At 41.2% G+C, this 15,914-nt stretch carries 12 protein-coding genes; 6 read left to right on the forward strand and 6 right to left on the reverse strand.

Translation table 11 applies throughout. The features are described 5' to 3' along the window. Nucleotides 1-13: 13 nt before the first annotated feature. Nucleotides 14-2,950 carry a formate dehydrogenase subunit alpha gene (fdhF, locus tag BA724_RS05580; RefSeq protein WP_069937674.1) on the reverse strand — a complete coding sequence of 979 codons (2,937 nt, stop codon included), beginning with the start codon at nt 2,948-2,950 and terminating at the stop codon, nt 14-16. Nucleotides 2,951-3,235: 285 nt separating this feature from the next. Between fdhF and BA724_RS05585 the strand changes: the two genes are divergently transcribed. Then, nucleotides 3,236-3,577: a Na-translocating system protein MpsC family protein gene (locus BA724_RS05585; protein WP_211272213.1), complete on the forward strand. Its 342-nt coding sequence runs from the start codon at nt 3,236-3,238 to the stop codon at nt 3,575-3,577. Between the two features lie 260 nt (nt 3,578-3,837). Then, nucleotides 3,838-4,647 carry a formate/nitrite transporter family protein gene (locus BA724_RS05590; RefSeq protein ID WP_069937676.1) on the forward strand — a complete coding sequence of 270 codons (810 nt, stop codon included), beginning with the start codon at nt 3,838-3,840 and terminating at the stop codon, nt 4,645-4,647. A gap of 341 nt (nt 4,648-4,988) precedes the next feature. Here BA724_RS05590 and BA724_RS05595 read toward each other — a convergent pair whose 3' ends face one another. Further along, on the reverse strand, nt 4,989-5,183 hold the full coding sequence (locus BA724_RS05595) for a hypothetical protein (RefSeq protein ID WP_069937677.1): 195 nt from the start codon (nt 5,181-5,183) through the stop codon (nt 4,989-4,991). Between the two features lie 201 nt (nt 5,184-5,384). Here BA724_RS05595 and BA724_RS05600 point away from each other — a divergent pair, with 201 nt between their 5' ends. Further along, nucleotides 5,385-6,089: a hypothetical protein gene (locus BA724_RS05600; protein WP_211272214.1), complete on the forward strand. Its 705-nt coding sequence runs from the start codon at nt 5,385-5,387 to the stop codon at nt 6,087-6,089. A 43-nt stretch (nt 6,090-6,132) separates the two neighbouring features. On the opposite strand, the gene BA724_RS05605 is transcribed toward BA724_RS05600, so the two are convergent. Then, on the reverse strand, nt 6,133-8,013 hold the full coding sequence (locus tag BA724_RS05605; protein ID WP_069937678.1) for an ABC-F family ATP-binding cassette domain-containing protein: 1,881 nt from the start codon (nt 8,011-8,013) through the stop codon (nt 6,133-6,135). 74 nt (nt 8,014-8,087) lie between these two features. Between BA724_RS05605 and BA724_RS05610 the strand changes: the two genes are divergently transcribed. Together BA724_RS05610 and BA724_RS05615 are read left to right on the forward strand one after the other, a co-directional pair. Beyond that, entirely contained in the window at nt 8,088-8,651 is a 564-nt protein-coding gene (locus tag BA724_RS05610; RefSeq protein WP_069937679.1) for an SLOG family protein, read from the forward strand. 89 nt (nt 8,652-8,740) lie between these two features. Continuing rightward, nucleotides 8,741-9,163 (forward strand): hypothetical protein, encoded by a 423-nt coding sequence (locus BA724_RS05615; protein WP_069937680.1) that lies wholly within the window; start codon nt 8,741-8,743, stop codon nt 9,161-9,163. Between the two features lie 35 nt (nt 9,164-9,198). Here the strand turns inward: BA724_RS05615 and purT are convergent, their stop codons facing one another. Beyond that, a complete protein-coding gene (gene purT, locus BA724_RS05620; RefSeq protein WP_069937681.1) occupies nt 9,199-10,365 on the reverse strand; it encodes a formate-dependent phosphoribosylglycinamide formyltransferase in 1,167 nt (388 codons plus the stop codon). 301 nt (nt 10,366-10,666) lie between these two features. Here purT and BA724_RS05625 point away from each other — a divergent pair, with 301 nt between their 5' ends. After that, entirely contained in the window at nt 10,667-11,473 is an 807-nt protein-coding gene (locus BA724_RS05625) for a CHAD domain-containing protein (protein ID WP_169818508.1), read from the forward strand. Nucleotides 11,474-11,808: 335 nt separating this feature from the next. Here BA724_RS05625 and BA724_RS05630 read toward each other — a convergent pair whose 3' ends face one another. After that, nucleotides 11,809-13,950, reverse strand: coding sequence for a sensor domain-containing protein (locus BA724_RS05630; RefSeq protein WP_083256087.1), 2,142 nt, complete (start codon nt 13,948-13,950; stop codon nt 11,809-11,811). A 27-nt stretch (nt 13,951-13,977) separates the two neighbouring features. Next, nucleotides 13,978-15,519, reverse strand: a complete 1,542-nt coding sequence (locus tag BA724_RS05635) for a sensor domain-containing diguanylate cyclase (RefSeq protein ID WP_245676154.1) — start codon at nt 15,517-15,519, stop codon at nt 13,978-13,980. Nucleotides 15,520-15,914 lie beyond the last annotated feature (395 nt).

Here is a 15,914-nt window from a genome sequence, read left to right on the forward strand (position 1 = left end):
TCACCTCCAATGTTTAGTCAACCAATGAAATATATCCAGGGCGTTTCCACTTGCGTTCTGCCTCTACCCCATTTTGAGGATGGCGTTCTTTCGTTCTTGGACTTGTTTTTGGCAGTGGATTTTCCCCGCTAACGCTCAGTACTTCCATCCGTACCTTCGTTTGTTTATAAGCTGGTGTATGAGTAATAATATCAAATCCATTCCCAGTAAGAAGGTTAACCGCACTTTCATGACTGTTTGAGTGCATAGGCACATATATTTCTTTCCCGTAAACACGATCCGACACCAATACATTCAGCTTAATCTGACCGTAAGGAGATAAAAGGCGAACGAGTGAACCACTTTCCACGCCTCGCTCTTTAGCGAGTTCCGGTGATACCTCTACGAAAACTTTTGGCAGCTTTTTGTTCATGCCGTTTGATTTGTTTGTCATGTTTCCTTCGTGGAACTGTTCAAGTAGACGGCCATTATTAAGAGTTAAATCAAATTCAGCCGGGTATTCTACCGGAGGAACATAATCAAACAAGGCAAAGCGCGCTTTTTTGTCCGGGAAATTAAATCCATCTGTAAATAAAAGCGGTGTATCTTTTCCGTCTGGTGAACCCCAGTTAAAGCTGTTCCATCCTTCTAATACATCATAATCACACTGGCTGAAGAATGGCGTTAAGCTCGCCATTTCCGCAAAAATTTCACTCGGGTGAGAATAATTCCACTCATAGCCAAACCGCTTCGCTATTTGCATCAGAATCCACCAGTCCTGCTTGCTGTTGCCAGTTGGCTCAAGAGCCTGGTACAAACGCTGTACGCGGCGCTCTGTATTTGTAAACGTCCCGTCTTTTTCTAATGATGGAACACCTGGCAAAATCACATCCGCAAATTGTGCAGTCGTCGTAAAGAAAATTTCTTGAACAACTAAAAAGTCAAGCTTCGCCAGCATATCCTGGGTATGATTAGAATCCGCATCTACCCATGCCATATCTTCACCGGCAATATACATAGCCTTTAACTTGCCTTCATTAATTGCTTCAAGCATTTCAATGTTATCAAGCCCGGGCTTCGGTGAAATATTTACGCCGTATGCTTTTTCGAATTTAGCACGAATTTCATCGTTTGTAACAGGCTGGTATCCAGGGAAGATATTCGGCATAGTTCCCATATCAGCAGCGCCCTGAACATTGTTATGGCCACGAAGCGGATACGCACCAGCACCTGGGCGGCCCATGTTTCCTGTCACAAGAAGCAAGTTCGCAATAGCAGCTGATGTATACGAACCGGCATTGTTTTGTGTGACACCCATGCCCCAGCAAATTGCTGTTCCGTCAGCATCACGAATCATTTCCGCCATTTGAATTAATGTTTCTTTTGGGATATTTGTTTCTTTTTCCGCAAATTCAAGCGTAAAACGCTCAAGACCTTTTACGTAATCATCAAAGAAATGTACTTTTTCATCGACAAATGCCTGGTCATGCCAGCCTTGATCGATCATATACTTTGCCACAGCCGCAATCCACACATAATCTGTCCCTTGTTTTGGACGGATGAACATGTCAGCGCGATCCGCCATTTCATGTCTGCGCAAATCGACCGTAATTAACTTTTGACCGTGCAGCTTATGCGCGCGTTTAATACGCGTCGCAAGCACTGGATGTCCTTCCGCAGGCGCACAGCCGACTAAAATGACAAGACCTGCAGCCGCAATATCTTTAATTGTTCCAGAATCACCGCCAATGCCTCCTGTTTGCTGCAACCCCCATGATGCTGGTGACTGGCAGTAGCGTGAGCAGTTATCGACGTTATTTGTTTCAAATACCTGACGTGCCATTTTTTGCATCAAGTAATTTTCTTCATTCGTGATTTTTGAAGAAGAGATAAAGCCAAGAGCATCGCTGCCGAACTGCTCTTTAATGCCGCCAAGCTTGCTTGCAACAAGATCAAGTGCTTCATCCCATGTTGCTTCCACAAATTCATCGCCTTGACGGATTAAAGGAGAGGTAATGCGTTCTTCGCTATTGACGTAATCCCAGCCGAATTTCCCTTTCACGCATGTTGAAATCGCATTAACAGGCGCTTTTGAGCTTGGCTGAACTTTAAGGATTTTACGGCCTTTTGTCCATACTTCAAACGAGCATCCTACACCGCAGAAAGTACAAACCGTTTTGGTTTTTTTCGTTCTTGTCTCACGCATAGCTGCTTCAATTTCGGATACTGCAAAAATACCGCTGTATCCAGGCTCAACATCTTTTACCAAGTCAATCATAGGTTCTAATAGATTTGGTTCAATTTTTGTCATGAAGCCGGCTTCACCGAGCATTGATTTTTCCATTAATGCGTTACAAGGGCAAACCGTGACACACTGTCCGCAGCTCACACATGAAGAATCATTAATCGTTGTGCCTGCATCCCAAATAACGCGCGGGCGTTCTGCTTCCCAATCGATCGAAAGCGTTTCATTTACTTGCAAGTTCTGGCATACTTCCACACACTGACCACACGCTATACATTGGTTTGGATCATAGCGGTAAAACGGGTGAGACATGTCGACTTCTGTCGGATCTACTTTCGGTTCAAATGGATATTTCTGATGCTCAATGCCCATCATTTCAACTGTATTGTGAAGCGTACAGTTTCCGTTGTTGTTGTCACATACTGTACAGTACAGCATATGATTTTCTAGCAGCCGGTCCATTCCTTCTGTCTGTGCAGCTTTTGCCCGATCAGATGAAAGTGAAATATTCATTCCAGCTGAAACATTTGTTGCGCAAGACCGGACAAGCTTTCCGTCTACTTCTACAATACATGTATCACACGTTTGAATCGGGTCCACTTCCGGGACATAACACACCTGCGGAAGCGCAAGGCCTGCCTGGTTCACCGCTTCTAAGATCGTTGTGCCGGATTGCACGTCATACTGTTGTTCATTTAAATAAATCTTTATGTAGTTCTGATTCATTATCCTGTTCCCCTCTTTATTCGGGAATGAAAAATCCAGCACAACAAACACCCAAAGGGTGTCAGTGGTGCTGGATTAACCAATTAGCATACCCTACTAATCTGCCATTCCGCCATAAAATCATTCAATAGAGCCTTAACAAGAAATTATTAAGAATTCCATTCATATCTTTATTATTCCAGAGCCAATTATACGCCTCTTGTTTAAAAAGGCAAGATGGAAAAAAAAAAATTTTCGTTTTTTATATTTCACCGTATAATAGTTCCGTAGAGGGGATGAAAGATCATGAAAAAAGAAGCGGCATTCAATGATATTATTCGAAAAGTGAGAAGAGATTTATTTGGAAAAGGGCCTGAAAGGATTTACACACATTTCATCGAAGATATGGCCATTACAAAAATGTACGGCAACTTGACGACTCCTGAAAAATTTATTTCTCGAACAAGAGAAGGACAACATACGGTTCATAATGCACGAACGCTTATGATACAGGAATTATACAAAGAAAACATACCAGAAGGGCTAGAGGAACTGGTCGGAGCTAAATTGGTTCATTTGTTTAATGATATAAAGGTGGAAGAAGATATGGCGGTTTCTGTTTTTATTTTTGATAAACCGATTATTTAATAATTTTAAAATTTTTTTATATTTGTTCACATCCTTGACAAAAAATAAGGGAGAATGGTAGGATATGTTTTGCCTTTGCGAGTTTTAAATGAATAAAAATGTAGGTGCTGCATTTTATTTATGAGAACATCGCTATTTGCACGACTGATGATGATTCTATAGCAACTGTGTAGAAAAATTAACCAGCGCAAACAACACTTTTTTTAAAAAAGTGCTTGCTTTGTGCTGTTTTTTTGTATTTTACTATGGAGGGATTATGTATGTCTGTTTATTCGCCACAAGAAATTGCTGGACTGGTTTCTGAATCAGGAGAAAAGAAAGCGAAATCATCTCTTTCAACACTTTTGATTCTTGGATTTTTAGGAGGAGCCTTTGTTGCATTGGGATTTTTGTTATACATCCGTGTAACAGGAAATATGCCGGAAGAATGGGGATCCTTCTCCAGCTTTTTAGGAGCGGCTATTTTTCCCGTCGGCCTGATTTTAGTTGTTTTAGCCGGCGGTGAGCTTGTAACAGGAAATATGATGAGCGTGACGATGGCGTGGCTTTCTAAAAAAATTACGTTTTTACACATCATGCGAAATTGGTTTATTGTTACAATCGCTAACTTCATCGGTGCTGTTTTTGTTGCTTATTTTTTCGGTCATATAGTTGGTTTAACCGAAAGCGGTCCCTATTTGGCTAAAACCGTTGCAGTCGCCCAAGCGAAATTAGATGAAGGTTTCCTCGAAGCGTTTATTTCGGCGATCGGATGCAACTGGCTTGTCTGCCTTGCCATTTGGCTGGCACTCGGAAGCAAAGATTTTACAGGTAAGATCCTTGGTATCTGGTTTCCGATCATGGCGTTTGTCGCGATTGGTTTCCAGCACGTAGTAGCGAATATGTTCGTTATCCCGGCGGCTATTTTTGCCGGCCAGGCCACTTGGGCAGAATATGCGCCTAACTTTGCTGCTGTATTTCTTGGAAATGTGGTCGGAGGTGCTGTTTTCGTTGCATTGCTTTACTTTATTGCCTATAAACCATCATTCCGTCTGAAAGATGCAACACAAAATCGGACTAAATCTGCTTAATGAAATAAAAAGCCGGCTCAAAGGTTCGTTTCCTTAAACTTTTGAGCCGGTCTTTTTCCTCTCTCTGGAAATTTAAATGTACTCCCGCTGTCTCTTGTTATATAAACAGCATTTACTTTCCTTATTTTCACTTATTAAAACAAAAAGATCCGCTCCAAAAAGTCACTTAATGTAAACGGATACAAAATAACTTGTTTGTGTATGCTAAAAATGACTCTTCAGCCGTAGGCATTGTTTTAAATCATTTGCAGTAAGTAAATAAATGAGGACGCAGAACAGGATGCTTTATTGGAATGTACATTCTCTGCTTATAATAAAGCAGCCTAGTCTGTCCTATTATTTTAAGCATGTTTCTGGCTGGATGCTGTTTCATTCATCATTTGTTGTGCCCGTCCAATGTAATGAACACCCTGCATCAGCTGTGAAGCATCGCAAATCAAATGAACGAGTGTCTCTTTCTTCGTCCAGGCAATCAAATCGTTTGCAAGGATGGGCTTTTGACATGTGCTGCAGCACCAGTTGATGTTTCGATTCATTCTTTCACTCACCTTTTTTTCTTTTATCATACCGTGCAAAAAAAGAAAAACATGTCAAACGAAAACCGATTTTTTTGACATGTTTTGTCGCCCTCATCTTCTATGCTTATGGAATAAATGCATCACGTACCTCTTCATACCCCTTTACATATGATAGAGGGTGACGATTTTTTAATTTTGTACGGCGGAGGAGAAAAAAGCATGTATTCATACTGGAATTCGTATCATGAAGGAAATCCCGGGTTTTTTGGTGTTTTGCCCTATGAGGCTGTTCCTGTACAGGCTCAGACATATGGATTAGGACAGCGCTGGATTGTGCAGGAAGGCGCCTGGCGCGGCGTATGGACACGGCGCGGAAACAGCAACGTGTTTGATGGAAGGTGGACTCAGTCAGGCCAAAGGGATATTACAGCAGTCCTCACCATTTATACATCCGGACCATTTATTTTTATTCTTCGGCGAAACAGCAGTGACGGAAATAATTGTAATTACACAGGAAACTTTGGAGCAGATGGGAGAACCGCAAGCGGTCAAAACATCTGCAACCGTGGCGGCGGAGCGTGGAGTGCGGTCATTGAACGACGTGGCCAGCCGCAGCCACCGCAGCCGCAAGACCGGTTAGGCAGAAGATGGAATGTACAAGAAGATGGCTGGACCGGCGTATGGACGCGGCGTGGAAACAGCAACGTGTTTGATGGAAGATGGACACAGCCTGGACAAAGAGATATAACAGCCGTTTTGTCCATTTACCTGCAAGGGAATAATGTTCGGATTGAAAGACGGAACAGCAGCGATGGAAACAATTGTGAGTACAGAGGCACCCTATCCAATGACGGCAGAACTGCCTCGGGTCAATACACCTGTGATCGGGGAGGCGGCAGCTGGCGTGCAACGATCTTAAGGTAAATGCATGTAAAAAAGGCTTCCGGTTTTCTGGAAGCCTTCTCTTTTATTCTTCAGCTTTTTCGGCTAGATACTCCCAACGCTCCAGCATATGATCGAGTTTTTCTTTCAACTCAGTTTCTTCTGCCATCAGGCTGTTCAATTTTTCAAAGTCGCTGCCGGCCGTTGCCATTTCGGCAGCGATCTCTTCTAATCGCCCTTCTACCGCTTCCATGTCGTCTTCAATTGTTTCCCACTCTCGTGTTTCCGAGTATGACATTTTCTTTTTCCGTTCTGGACGAGGCGGTGCTGCTGCGGCTGTTTTCGGTTTTTCTTCTAAAGCAGGAGACTCCTGTTTTTCTTCAAGAAAGTCTGAATAGCTGCCATAATAAAAGTCAACTGCACCGTTTCCGTTAAAGACAAGCAGCTGACGGCATGCTTTATCAAGGAAATACCGGTCATGGGATACTGTCACGACCACACCTGGGAAGTGTTCCAAATATTCTTCTAAAATGGTCAGTGTCTGCGTGTCCAAGTCATTGGTCGGCTCATCCAAAAGCAAAACATTTGGAGCTGACATTAAAATATTCAATAAATAAAGACGCCGTTTCTCCCCGCCAGACAGCTTGCGAATGAGTGTACCGTGTGAATGCATTGGGAATAAAAATTTCTCCAGCATTTGCGCAGCGGAAATAAAGCTGCCGTCTTTTAATTGAATGGATTCCGCTGTTTCGCGAATGTATTCAATCATGCGCATATTCTCATCCATGTCTTCGTTTTCTTGTGTGTAATAACCGATTTTCACAGTCTGCCCTTGGTTCAGCTCTCCTGCATCAACAGATTCGCGGCCTGCGATAATATTTAAAAGGGTCGATTTTCCGCTGCCGTTGCGGCCGACAATACCAATCCGGTCACCGCGTTTAAAAAGAAAGGAAAACCCCGCTAAAATGGACAGGCTGCCAAATGATTTTTGAACGTTTTTTAATTCCAATACCTTTTTACCGAGGCGTGCGCCGCCCAGATCCATTTCAAGCGATTCGTTACTCGTTTTGTTTTTCACATCGGCATCAAGTGTTTCAAAGCGCTGAATGCGGGCTTTTTGTTTTGTTGTCCGCGCTTTGGCGCCTTTTCGCATCCAGGCGAGTTCCTTTTTAAACAAGCTTTCTTTTTTGTTTTGTTCAAGCGATTCATTTCCTTCTCTAATCGCCTTCGACTCCAGGAAATCCGCATAGTTCCCTTTATACTCATACAATTTCCCACGCTCAAGCTCCCAAATTTTATCAGCCACTGCGTCAAGGAAGTACCGGTCATGTGTGACAAACAAAACCGCTTTTTGTGCTTTTTTTAAGTACTCTTGCAGCCACTTAATACTGTCATAATCAAGATGGTTGGTCGGCTCATCCAAGATAAGCAGATCCGATGTTTCAATAAGTGTTTTCGCCAGCGCCGCCCGCTTTTTCTGCCCGCCGGACAGTTCAGACAGCTTGCGGGTGAAATCAGGCAAACCAAGTTTCGTTAAGATTGTTTTTGCTTCTGCGCTCGTATCCCATGCGTTAAGGTCGTCCATTCGCTGTTGACGGGTCATCAATTCCTGCTGAACCTTTTCGTCTCCCGGTCTTTCCTGCAGCTTCAATAATGCCATTTCATATTCCTTAATAGTGGTAAAAACCGGCGAATTGCTTGCATACATATAATCAATAATGGATAAGTTTTCATCAAAATCCGGGTTTTGAGACAAATATGAAATCGAATAATCATTTGGATGATCTTTTTTCCCCGCATCGTAGTCATCGAGCCCGGCAATTACATTTAACAGTGTGGATTTTCCGGTACCATTAATGCCAAGAACACCAATTTTATCTCCCTCTGTAATTGAAAACGAAATATCGTGAAAAAGTGTTTTTTCACCTAATGTTTTTGTTAAGTCTTCTATAGTAAAAACGTTCATTGTGTTCTCCTTCTCTTTCTGGTCTTTTTTCATTTTACCATTGTTCCATGTATAATGGACGCGAGGTGGTTCAATTGGTCAAAACGATTTTGTTTTCAGGCTATAAAAGCCATGAACTTGGCATATGGGATCAAAAGCATCCTGGGATTTCGATTATTAAAAATGCAATCGAGCAGCGGATACGTGCGCTGCTCGATGAAGGTCTTCAATGGGTGATTATTGGCGGGCAGCCCGGCGTTGAATTATGGGGTGCAGAGGTCGTGTTTTCCTTACAAGAAGAGTTTCCCGACTTAAAGCTTGGCGTGCTTACGCCTTTTTTGGAACAGGAGAAAAATTGGAAAGAAGAAAGGCAGGAATATTATAACAGCATCATTGATCAGGCGGATTTCGTTGATGCGGTTTCCAAAAAACCATATATTGGGCCTTGGCAGTTTAAAGCAAGAGATGAATTTTCACTAGACAATACGGATGCACTTTTGCTTGTGTACGACGAAGAAAAAGAAGGGTCACCTAAATTTCTGAAAGCAGCTGCAGATAAGCGGACCGAAAATGGGGATTACCCCATTTTCATCGTTTCCATGTATGATTTACAGGCAGCGGCGGAAGAATTACAAGAAAAAGAGCGGTCGGACTGGTGATTATGCAGTTCGATCCCTTGAACAAATACAGTCTTTTAGCATATAATACAAATAATGAAAACGCTTACTTAACAAAGGGGGTTCCAAATATGATTGAATATAAGAACTTGTCTCTTCACCTGTCAAAGGATCAGTTAAAAAGCATCGTCCATGATCTGGCACAGCAGCATTATTTAATTTTTTGGGGCTTTGACCGCGGAACAATGATTTTAAATATTTATCACGCTGCAGCGAATAATCAATTTGCGTTCGTCCGGCATCGCAGCACGATGGAGCTTATTTATGCCAAAATTGTCGATGATGATGTGTTAATCCGGCTAAACCGTACCATTCAATTTACAGATCAGGCAGTCCAGCATGAAAAGAAAAAGACGGCTCTTTCAAAAGAAGTGCGCTACAAAGAACTCGATTATTATTTAAGTGAACTTCACGATTATATGAAACAGGGCGATATGGAAAAAATAGCGGAAACAAAAGCAATTTTAGCTTCGCTTACAACGGATGCATCATAAAACAGGCTGTCTGGGTTTCCAGACAGCCTGTTTTTTTAATTATATTCTACAGAAATAGCAGATACCGCTTCTTCCGCTCGCTGCCGTGCTTTTTCTACCTTGTCTGCCGCGTTTAATACAACTGCCATACGGCGGCCGGCTTTTGTTTCCGGTTTTCCGAAAACACGCACTTGTGTATCAGGCGTTTCCAGTGCTTTTTCGACTCCGCTGACCGTATAAGAAGAGTGTTCTTCCCACGCTTTAACTGTACGGCTTGCGCCAGGTGAAAAAAGACGGATTGCTGGAATTGGGTATCCAAGAATGGCCCGGATATGAATGGCGAATTCGGACAAGTCCTGCGTCACCATGGTCACCATACCGGTATCATGCGGACGCGGTGATACTTCACTGAAGTAAATGCCGTCAGATGTAATAAAAAGCTCCACCCCAAATAGACCATATCCACCGAGTGAGTCGGTAATTTTCTTCGCAATATCTTCCGCTTCCGCGATATGTGCCTCTGTCATATTATGCGGCTGCCATGATTCGATGTAGTCCCCGTCCTGCTGAATATGGCCAATCGGCGCGCAGTAAGACGTGCCGGATACAGAACGAACCGTCAGCAGTGTAATCTCGGATTCAAATGCAATAAATTCTTCCACGATGACGCGTGTTTTTTTCGCACGGCCGCCTTCCATCGCAGCATTCCATGACAATTCCACCTCATCAAACGAGCGGCAGACACTTTGCCCTTTTCCAGACGAGCTCATGATCGGTTTAACCACACATGGTGTGCCGATTTTTTGGACGGCTTCTTTCAGCTCTTCAAGTGTATCGGCGAACTCATATTTCGCTGTCGGGAGTCCTAATGTTTCGCTCGCTAGGCGCCGGATGCCTTCCCGGTCCATCGTTAAATTCGTCGCTTTTGCTGTTGGTACAACATTAAAGCCTTCTTTCTCAAGTTCAATGAGTGTTTCGGTCGCAATTGCTTCAATTTCCGGGATAATGTAATCGGGTTTTTCCTGTTCAATCAGCGCGCGCAATGCAGGACCATCAAGCATATTAATGACATGAGAAGAATGTGCCACCTGCATCGCTGGTGCGTTTTCATAACGGTCCACTGCAATCGTCTTCACCCCGAGCCGCTGCGCTTCTAACACGACCTCTTTGCCGAGCTCACCGGACCCGAGCATCATGATTGTTTTTGATTGTAATCCACTCATTTACGTATTCTCCTTAATATTCGTTTTTTTGTTTTATTTTATCTTCTACGGTTATTCGCACCCATTATAACATGCAAATAGCGAACATAAGAAGGTGAAAACGCAAAATTATTCGTCAAAAATGAGAAAAGTTATCTTTTTGAAAAAACGGGAAAACAGAAATAACGACTTGAAAGCAGGTGACGAGCTGATGACAATTGAAAGGAAATCCTGTCTCTTTTGCCAACAAGAACAATCTTTGCTCCCCATAAAACAAGAATATATTTGTGATGAGTGCCTGAATGAAGGAAATGGTGAACGGATGACGCAATGGGAAGCATCGCTTCAAAAACGAATGAACGATTATAAACACTTTTGTAAGCGCTGTATAAAGGTAAGTGATCCGGAAGACATCCATCAGGCACGTGTAACTGGCCGCAAACTAAAATCAATTCTTCAATTTTTAGGAGTAAAGAAAAAACATCCTGTTCTTGTTAGAATAAAGCGCATTCATAAATTACTGAATATCATCCGGGAAGCAGATGTCTTCATTGAGGCGTTTGAAAAGCGGGAAAAGAAAAATAAAGCTTATAAAGAAATGGTGAAAAAAGTAACAAAAAAACGCAGGAGCTTTCAAAAAGAGCTTCAGTCACAAATGCCTTCCATTATGAATGCAGACTTATTTCATGATTGGGAGCAATTTTTATCGAAAGAGTTAGCTTTCTATGTTCTGACGCTTGAAAAAGATAAAAGACTGAATGAATATGAACAGCGTTTTTCCTATAAAATTGATACCTATCATAAAGCGGTTAAAACGTATGGGAAACAACATTCGAAATCAATCGAGGCGCTGCATAAAGTCCGCATTCAATCAAAATCCCTGCGGTATATTTATAAGGAATTAAGCGATATGATGGATCAAAATTTCAATTCGGAAAAAGAGTACTATAAAAAAATACAAACTCAATTTGGAGCTATAAACGATGTGCAGGATTGGCTGAGTAAAGTGAAACAATATAAAAACAAGCTGAATGCTTCACAAAAAGACATTGGCCACGTGAAGAAAAAACTAAAAATCCAATTAAAAGAGATGATTGAAAACGTCGATTTGCCCCGCCCTAACAATTAAAATACCGTAATAAGTTTATTTTAAAAAAGGATGTTATTCACTAGACAATTGCCTTTTTCTATTCTATTAAATGTAATTCAAAAAGCTGCTTGTTTACAAGCAGCTTCCAGAGTGTAGACCAATAAGACATTCTTGTGTATCTTTTTGTTCACTGTGGAGCGCGGGATTTAGATGATTTTATATGGGAGTCGATAGATAGGGCGGCGGGCAGGCTCACGCACTGCCCGCGGAAAGCGAAGTCCTCTTTGCTGCTTCACCTATCGGCCCTTTTAAAAAAAGACTGACGACTTTGTCGACAGTCTCAATTTGCTTGTAAACAATCAGCTTTCTGGGATTCACCGTTGGTTAAACGGCAGTGAATGAGCAGGCAAAGGACGGTTAAAAAAGTAGCCCTGCCCTTCATCGCAGTTTTCTTTTTTTAAATACTCCAGCTGGATTTCATCTTCAATCCCTTCCCCAACCACATTCATTTCCAGGCTATGGGCTAATGATATAATCGCAGATGTAATTCTTTTCCCATTCAAGTCATTGTTAATATCATCAATAAAACTGCGGTCTATTTTCACTTTATCAAATGGATATTGCCGTAAATAGCTCAAAGAGGTGTAGCCTGTTCCAAAATCATCAATAGATATCGAAATATCAGCTTCTTTTAATTTTAAAAGGCTTTCTTTTATGAACCCTACATCATCCATCAAAATACTTTCCGTTACCTCAAGCTCCAGCCATTTTGATTCTAGGTTTGTTTCTTCTAATATAGTTAACACCTCATCAACAAATTCCGCCTGCTGCAGTTGTTTCGTCGAGATATTAACGGCTATTTTAAAAGGAGGAATTCCTGAATCCTGCCACTTTTTACTTTGACGACAGGCGGCTCGAAGCACCCACGTTCCAATACCGATAATCTGGCGGCTTTCCTCGGCAATGGGGATAAAATCATTTGGCGGGATCAGCCCGAACTCCGGATGATTCCATCGAATTAACGCTTCCAGCGCTGTCAGTTTTCCTGTTTTTAAATCCATAATCGGCTGATAGTATAATTCCAGCTCATTATTTAAAACAGCATTCTTTAAATCGCGTTCAATGGCAAGTTTATAGGAGGCATTTAAATCCATTTCTTCCGTATAGATTGTATAGCTGTTTCTTTTATATTTTTTCGTATAATACATCGCTGTATCGGCATGTCTGATCAACTCTTGAGCATTATTCTCTTCTTTTCCGCTGCTAAAAGCCAGCCCGATACTTATGGCCACAGTGATTGAATGCCCGGCAACATCAAAGGGCTCTTTCATGATCTGATTAATATGTTCAGCCAATTTAATCGCTTCTTCCTGAGAAACCTCTGACAGAAGAATGGTGAATTCGTCTCCAGCCAGCCGGCTGATCGTATCCGTTTTTCGGAGATTTTGCTTTAGCCTTTCTGCGAACATTTTCAATAGTTCATCGCCAATATGATGGCCTAATGAGTCATTAATAAGCTTGAAACGATCAATATCGAGAAACAAAACGGCAAATGAAGGCCGGTCCTCATCTGAAAAACAAACCATTTGGCTGAGACGATCTTCAAATAGCTTCCGATTAGGCAATTTTGTCAAGGTATCATAAAAAGCGAGCTGTTCCATTTGCTGGTCCAGAAGAATTTTTTGCGTAATATCTCTTGCGATCCCATATGTACCGATAATTTCTTCATTTATTTTCATCGGAAAATGAGTGGCATTTAAGTGGATTTTCTCGCCATTTTTTTTCATAATAGTGATATCAGAACTGCTTGCTACTCCCTTCTTTGCTTTTTCAAAATGGATAATGGCTTTTGGCAAATCCTCTGGGATAACGAGAGGGGCGAAAGATATTTCCAGCAATTCATTTGCTGAATAGCCGGTGATTGTTTCACTGGCAGGATTCGCATGAATAAATTTTCCGTCGTCATCAAAAGTAAAAATAGCATCAGGACTATTATGAAAGAGGGACTCGTAGCGTTCATTGCTTTCCTGAAGCAGATTTTCAGCGACCACTCGTTCTGTAATATCAATAACAGTTCCAAATAATGTAACATCCCCATCGATCTCTGCCACTGTAGAATGAATTTCTGTATAAATTAAACTGCCGTCCTTTTTAAGCTTACGAATTCTGTAGCATCCCTCACTTTTTTCTTTTAATTTTCTTTTTTCAATCTTTTTCTGTATCATCGGAAAATCATCTGGATGGATAATTTTATCTAATGGCACTTCCCCGTTCGTTAATTCTGACTTTGTATAACCTAAAAGGTTCGCATAATAGGTATTAACGTATGAATACGTTTCATCACCTAATATGTACATTCCTACTGAAGCATTTTCAATCAGCGTATGAAACATGGTCTGATAAAAAGAAAATTCAGCGTGGTTTTTTTCATTATGATCCGTTAATTGAGTAATAAAATCACGCAAATAATGATCGTCTTTCGTTAATGGGTGAGGCGTTTCATTCAATTCTTTCATCCATCACATCTCCTGAGAACTATTTTCTCAATCTGCATAAATCGTTGTTTTGTTTCGGCCATATGCTTTTGATTGATAAAGAGCAAAGTCCGCTTTTTCTATCACTTCAGTTGATTGTCCGGCGTCTTCCGGATAAACAGCTATTCCAAGAGAGATCGTAATAGCTTCTCCTGTAGGACTTTTACTTGTTTCGATTTCACTTCTTAAGCGTTCTGCTAAATTGGCCGCTGTTTCAATGTTTCCAGTCTTGACAAGAATCCCAAATTCTTCTCCACCAAATCGGAAACATACATCTTCTACTCTAGAAAAATTCTGCATAATGGACGCTGTAAACACTAAAACCTCATCCCCTTTTACATGTCCGAATGTATCATTCACCTTTTTAAAATGATCAATATCCAGCAAAATGAGGCAAAAAGGAAGTTGGCTTTCAATCCATCCTTGCATGACCTGTTCGAATGTCTTGCGGTTTGCTATCCCTGTTAATCCATCGATTCGATTCTCACTATTCAACTGTTCAAAATGATTATGGATATGATGGGCAAGCTGGCGCACTTCATATACTCTCGAACGAATGATTGGCCGGTCAAGAGGAGCAGTTTTATTGTCTGCAATCGCATCTTCTGAAAATTTAGCCAGCTGATGAAGAGGCTTTGAAATGATGAAAGAAACCCCAAATGCTATCAGCAAAATAAAAAGAAGAAATGGCAGCCCTTGCATAATCATTGAAACAATTAATTTATTCAACGGTTCTTTTAATACTGAAACTGGCGTTTGGGAAACAATGCCCCATCCGCTGCGTGCTTCATAAGAATACCCCGTAAAATATTTTTCTCCCAATGAATTTTCCGCTTGCTCATACCCCTTATTTCCCGCTACCACCTTTTGAATAATAGTATTTTCGGATACCAGTTCATTGACACGTTTTTTATTTGGATGAAAGATGATATGACCATGGCTGTCGACTACATACACATAGGAACCGTCTCCATAAAAGTGTTCATTCAGCATAGTGCTTAACACATTATCTTCCTCCAAATAAATCGTTCCGCCCACAAATCCTTTATATACTCCTTCTTTATCAAACACAGGAGAAGAAATGAGGAGAATAAGCCGTTCTGATGTCGCCAAATAAGGGTTTGAGATATATGGCTTCTTCAACTTGACAGCCTCGATCGATACTTCTGAGGTTAATTGGGTCCCCGCTTTTAAACCTGTATCAGCTGGACTGATATGCTGAATCACCCGGTTTGAATCAACAAAAAAAATGGAGTTAAAATAGTCTTTATTCGCTTGTTGCAGCCAGTTTACTTCTTCCTGGGTAAATGTATGATCTTGAACGATACTTGCAATAAAATTTATTTTCTCCTGCATTCCGGTTAGTAACATATTAGTTTCTGATGAAATTTTTTTTGCATATTGATAGTTGTTCTCCAAATGATTTAATGCCAATGAGTTTCGTGTTGAACTAAAAGCCGAATAACCGCCTACTATTGCTGTTAACAACGCAGAAACCAGCACTAATACACCAATCATGAACCGAAGCGTCAGTCCTTTATATCTTTTCACCTTTCACCCATCCCTGTTATAGAATTAAAAACAGCAGATTTCCTGCAAAGTTAACTCAATTGCTATCATACATTCGATTTTTTTTATTTTTAAATATGACAAATCAACTTACTTTAAAAACCAGGGTAGAATAACCCAGTTCTTCTGCGAGTTCAACAAGAGAATGAGCCGTGGCTACAGTTTCCTTTTAATAAGCTGATTTAATTATATGTTGAAACAGGACTTTCGTAACCGAAAATCATTGGCGGGATGGCGCAATTCTTTTTGCGGTACCACGCAGTTTTTGTCGATTTTTGAAGAATGATAAAAAGCGGTTAAAAATCCCGCACCACCAAGCTGGCGTACGGGAGAGCATGCTGTTAAAAGCTATATCTGTTTTGAAGGCCCCATGAATG

It is taken from the genome of Domibacillus iocasae, assembly GCF_001750285.1.
Taxonomy (GTDB): Bacteria; Bacillota; Bacilli; order Bacillales; family Domibacillaceae; genus Domibacillus; species Domibacillus iocasae.

Excerpts from the sequence above, each read along its gene's own strand:
- fdhF (WP_069937674.1), bottom strand. The coding sequence starts at position 2,950 with ATGAATCAGAACTACATAAAGATTTATTTAAATGAACAACAGTATGAC.
- BA724_RS05585 (WP_211272213.1), top strand. The coding sequence starts at position 3,236 with ATGAAAAAAGAAGCGGCATTCAATGATATTATTCGAAAAGTGAGAAGA.
- BA724_RS05590 (WP_069937676.1), top strand. The coding sequence starts at position 3,838 with ATGTCTGTTTATTCGCCACAAGAAATTGCTGGACTGGTTTCTGAATCA.
- BA724_RS05595 (WP_069937677.1), bottom strand. The coding sequence starts at position 5,183 with ATGAATCGAAACATCAACTGGTGCTGCAGCACATGTCAAAAGCCCATC.
- BA724_RS05600 (WP_211272214.1), top strand. The coding sequence starts at position 5,385 with ATGTATTCATACTGGAATTCGTATCATGAAGGAAATCCCGGGTTTTTT.
- BA724_RS05605 (WP_069937678.1), bottom strand. The coding sequence starts at position 8,013 with ATGAACGTTTTTACTATAGAAGACTTAACAAAAACATTAGGTGAAAAA.
- BA724_RS05615 (WP_069937680.1), top strand. The coding sequence starts at position 8,741 with ATGATTGAATATAAGAACTTGTCTCTTCACCTGTCAAAGGATCAGTTA.
- purT (WP_069937681.1), bottom strand. The coding sequence starts at position 10,365 with ATGAGTGGATTACAATCAAAAACAATCATGATGCTCGGGTCCGGTGAG.
- BA724_RS05625 (WP_169818508.1), top strand. The coding sequence starts at position 10,667 with ATGACGCAATGGGAAGCATCGCTTCAAAAACGAATGAACGATTATAAA.
- BA724_RS05630 (WP_083256087.1), bottom strand. The coding sequence starts at position 13,950 with ATGAAAGAATTGAATGAAACGCCTCACCCATTAACGAAAGACGATCAT.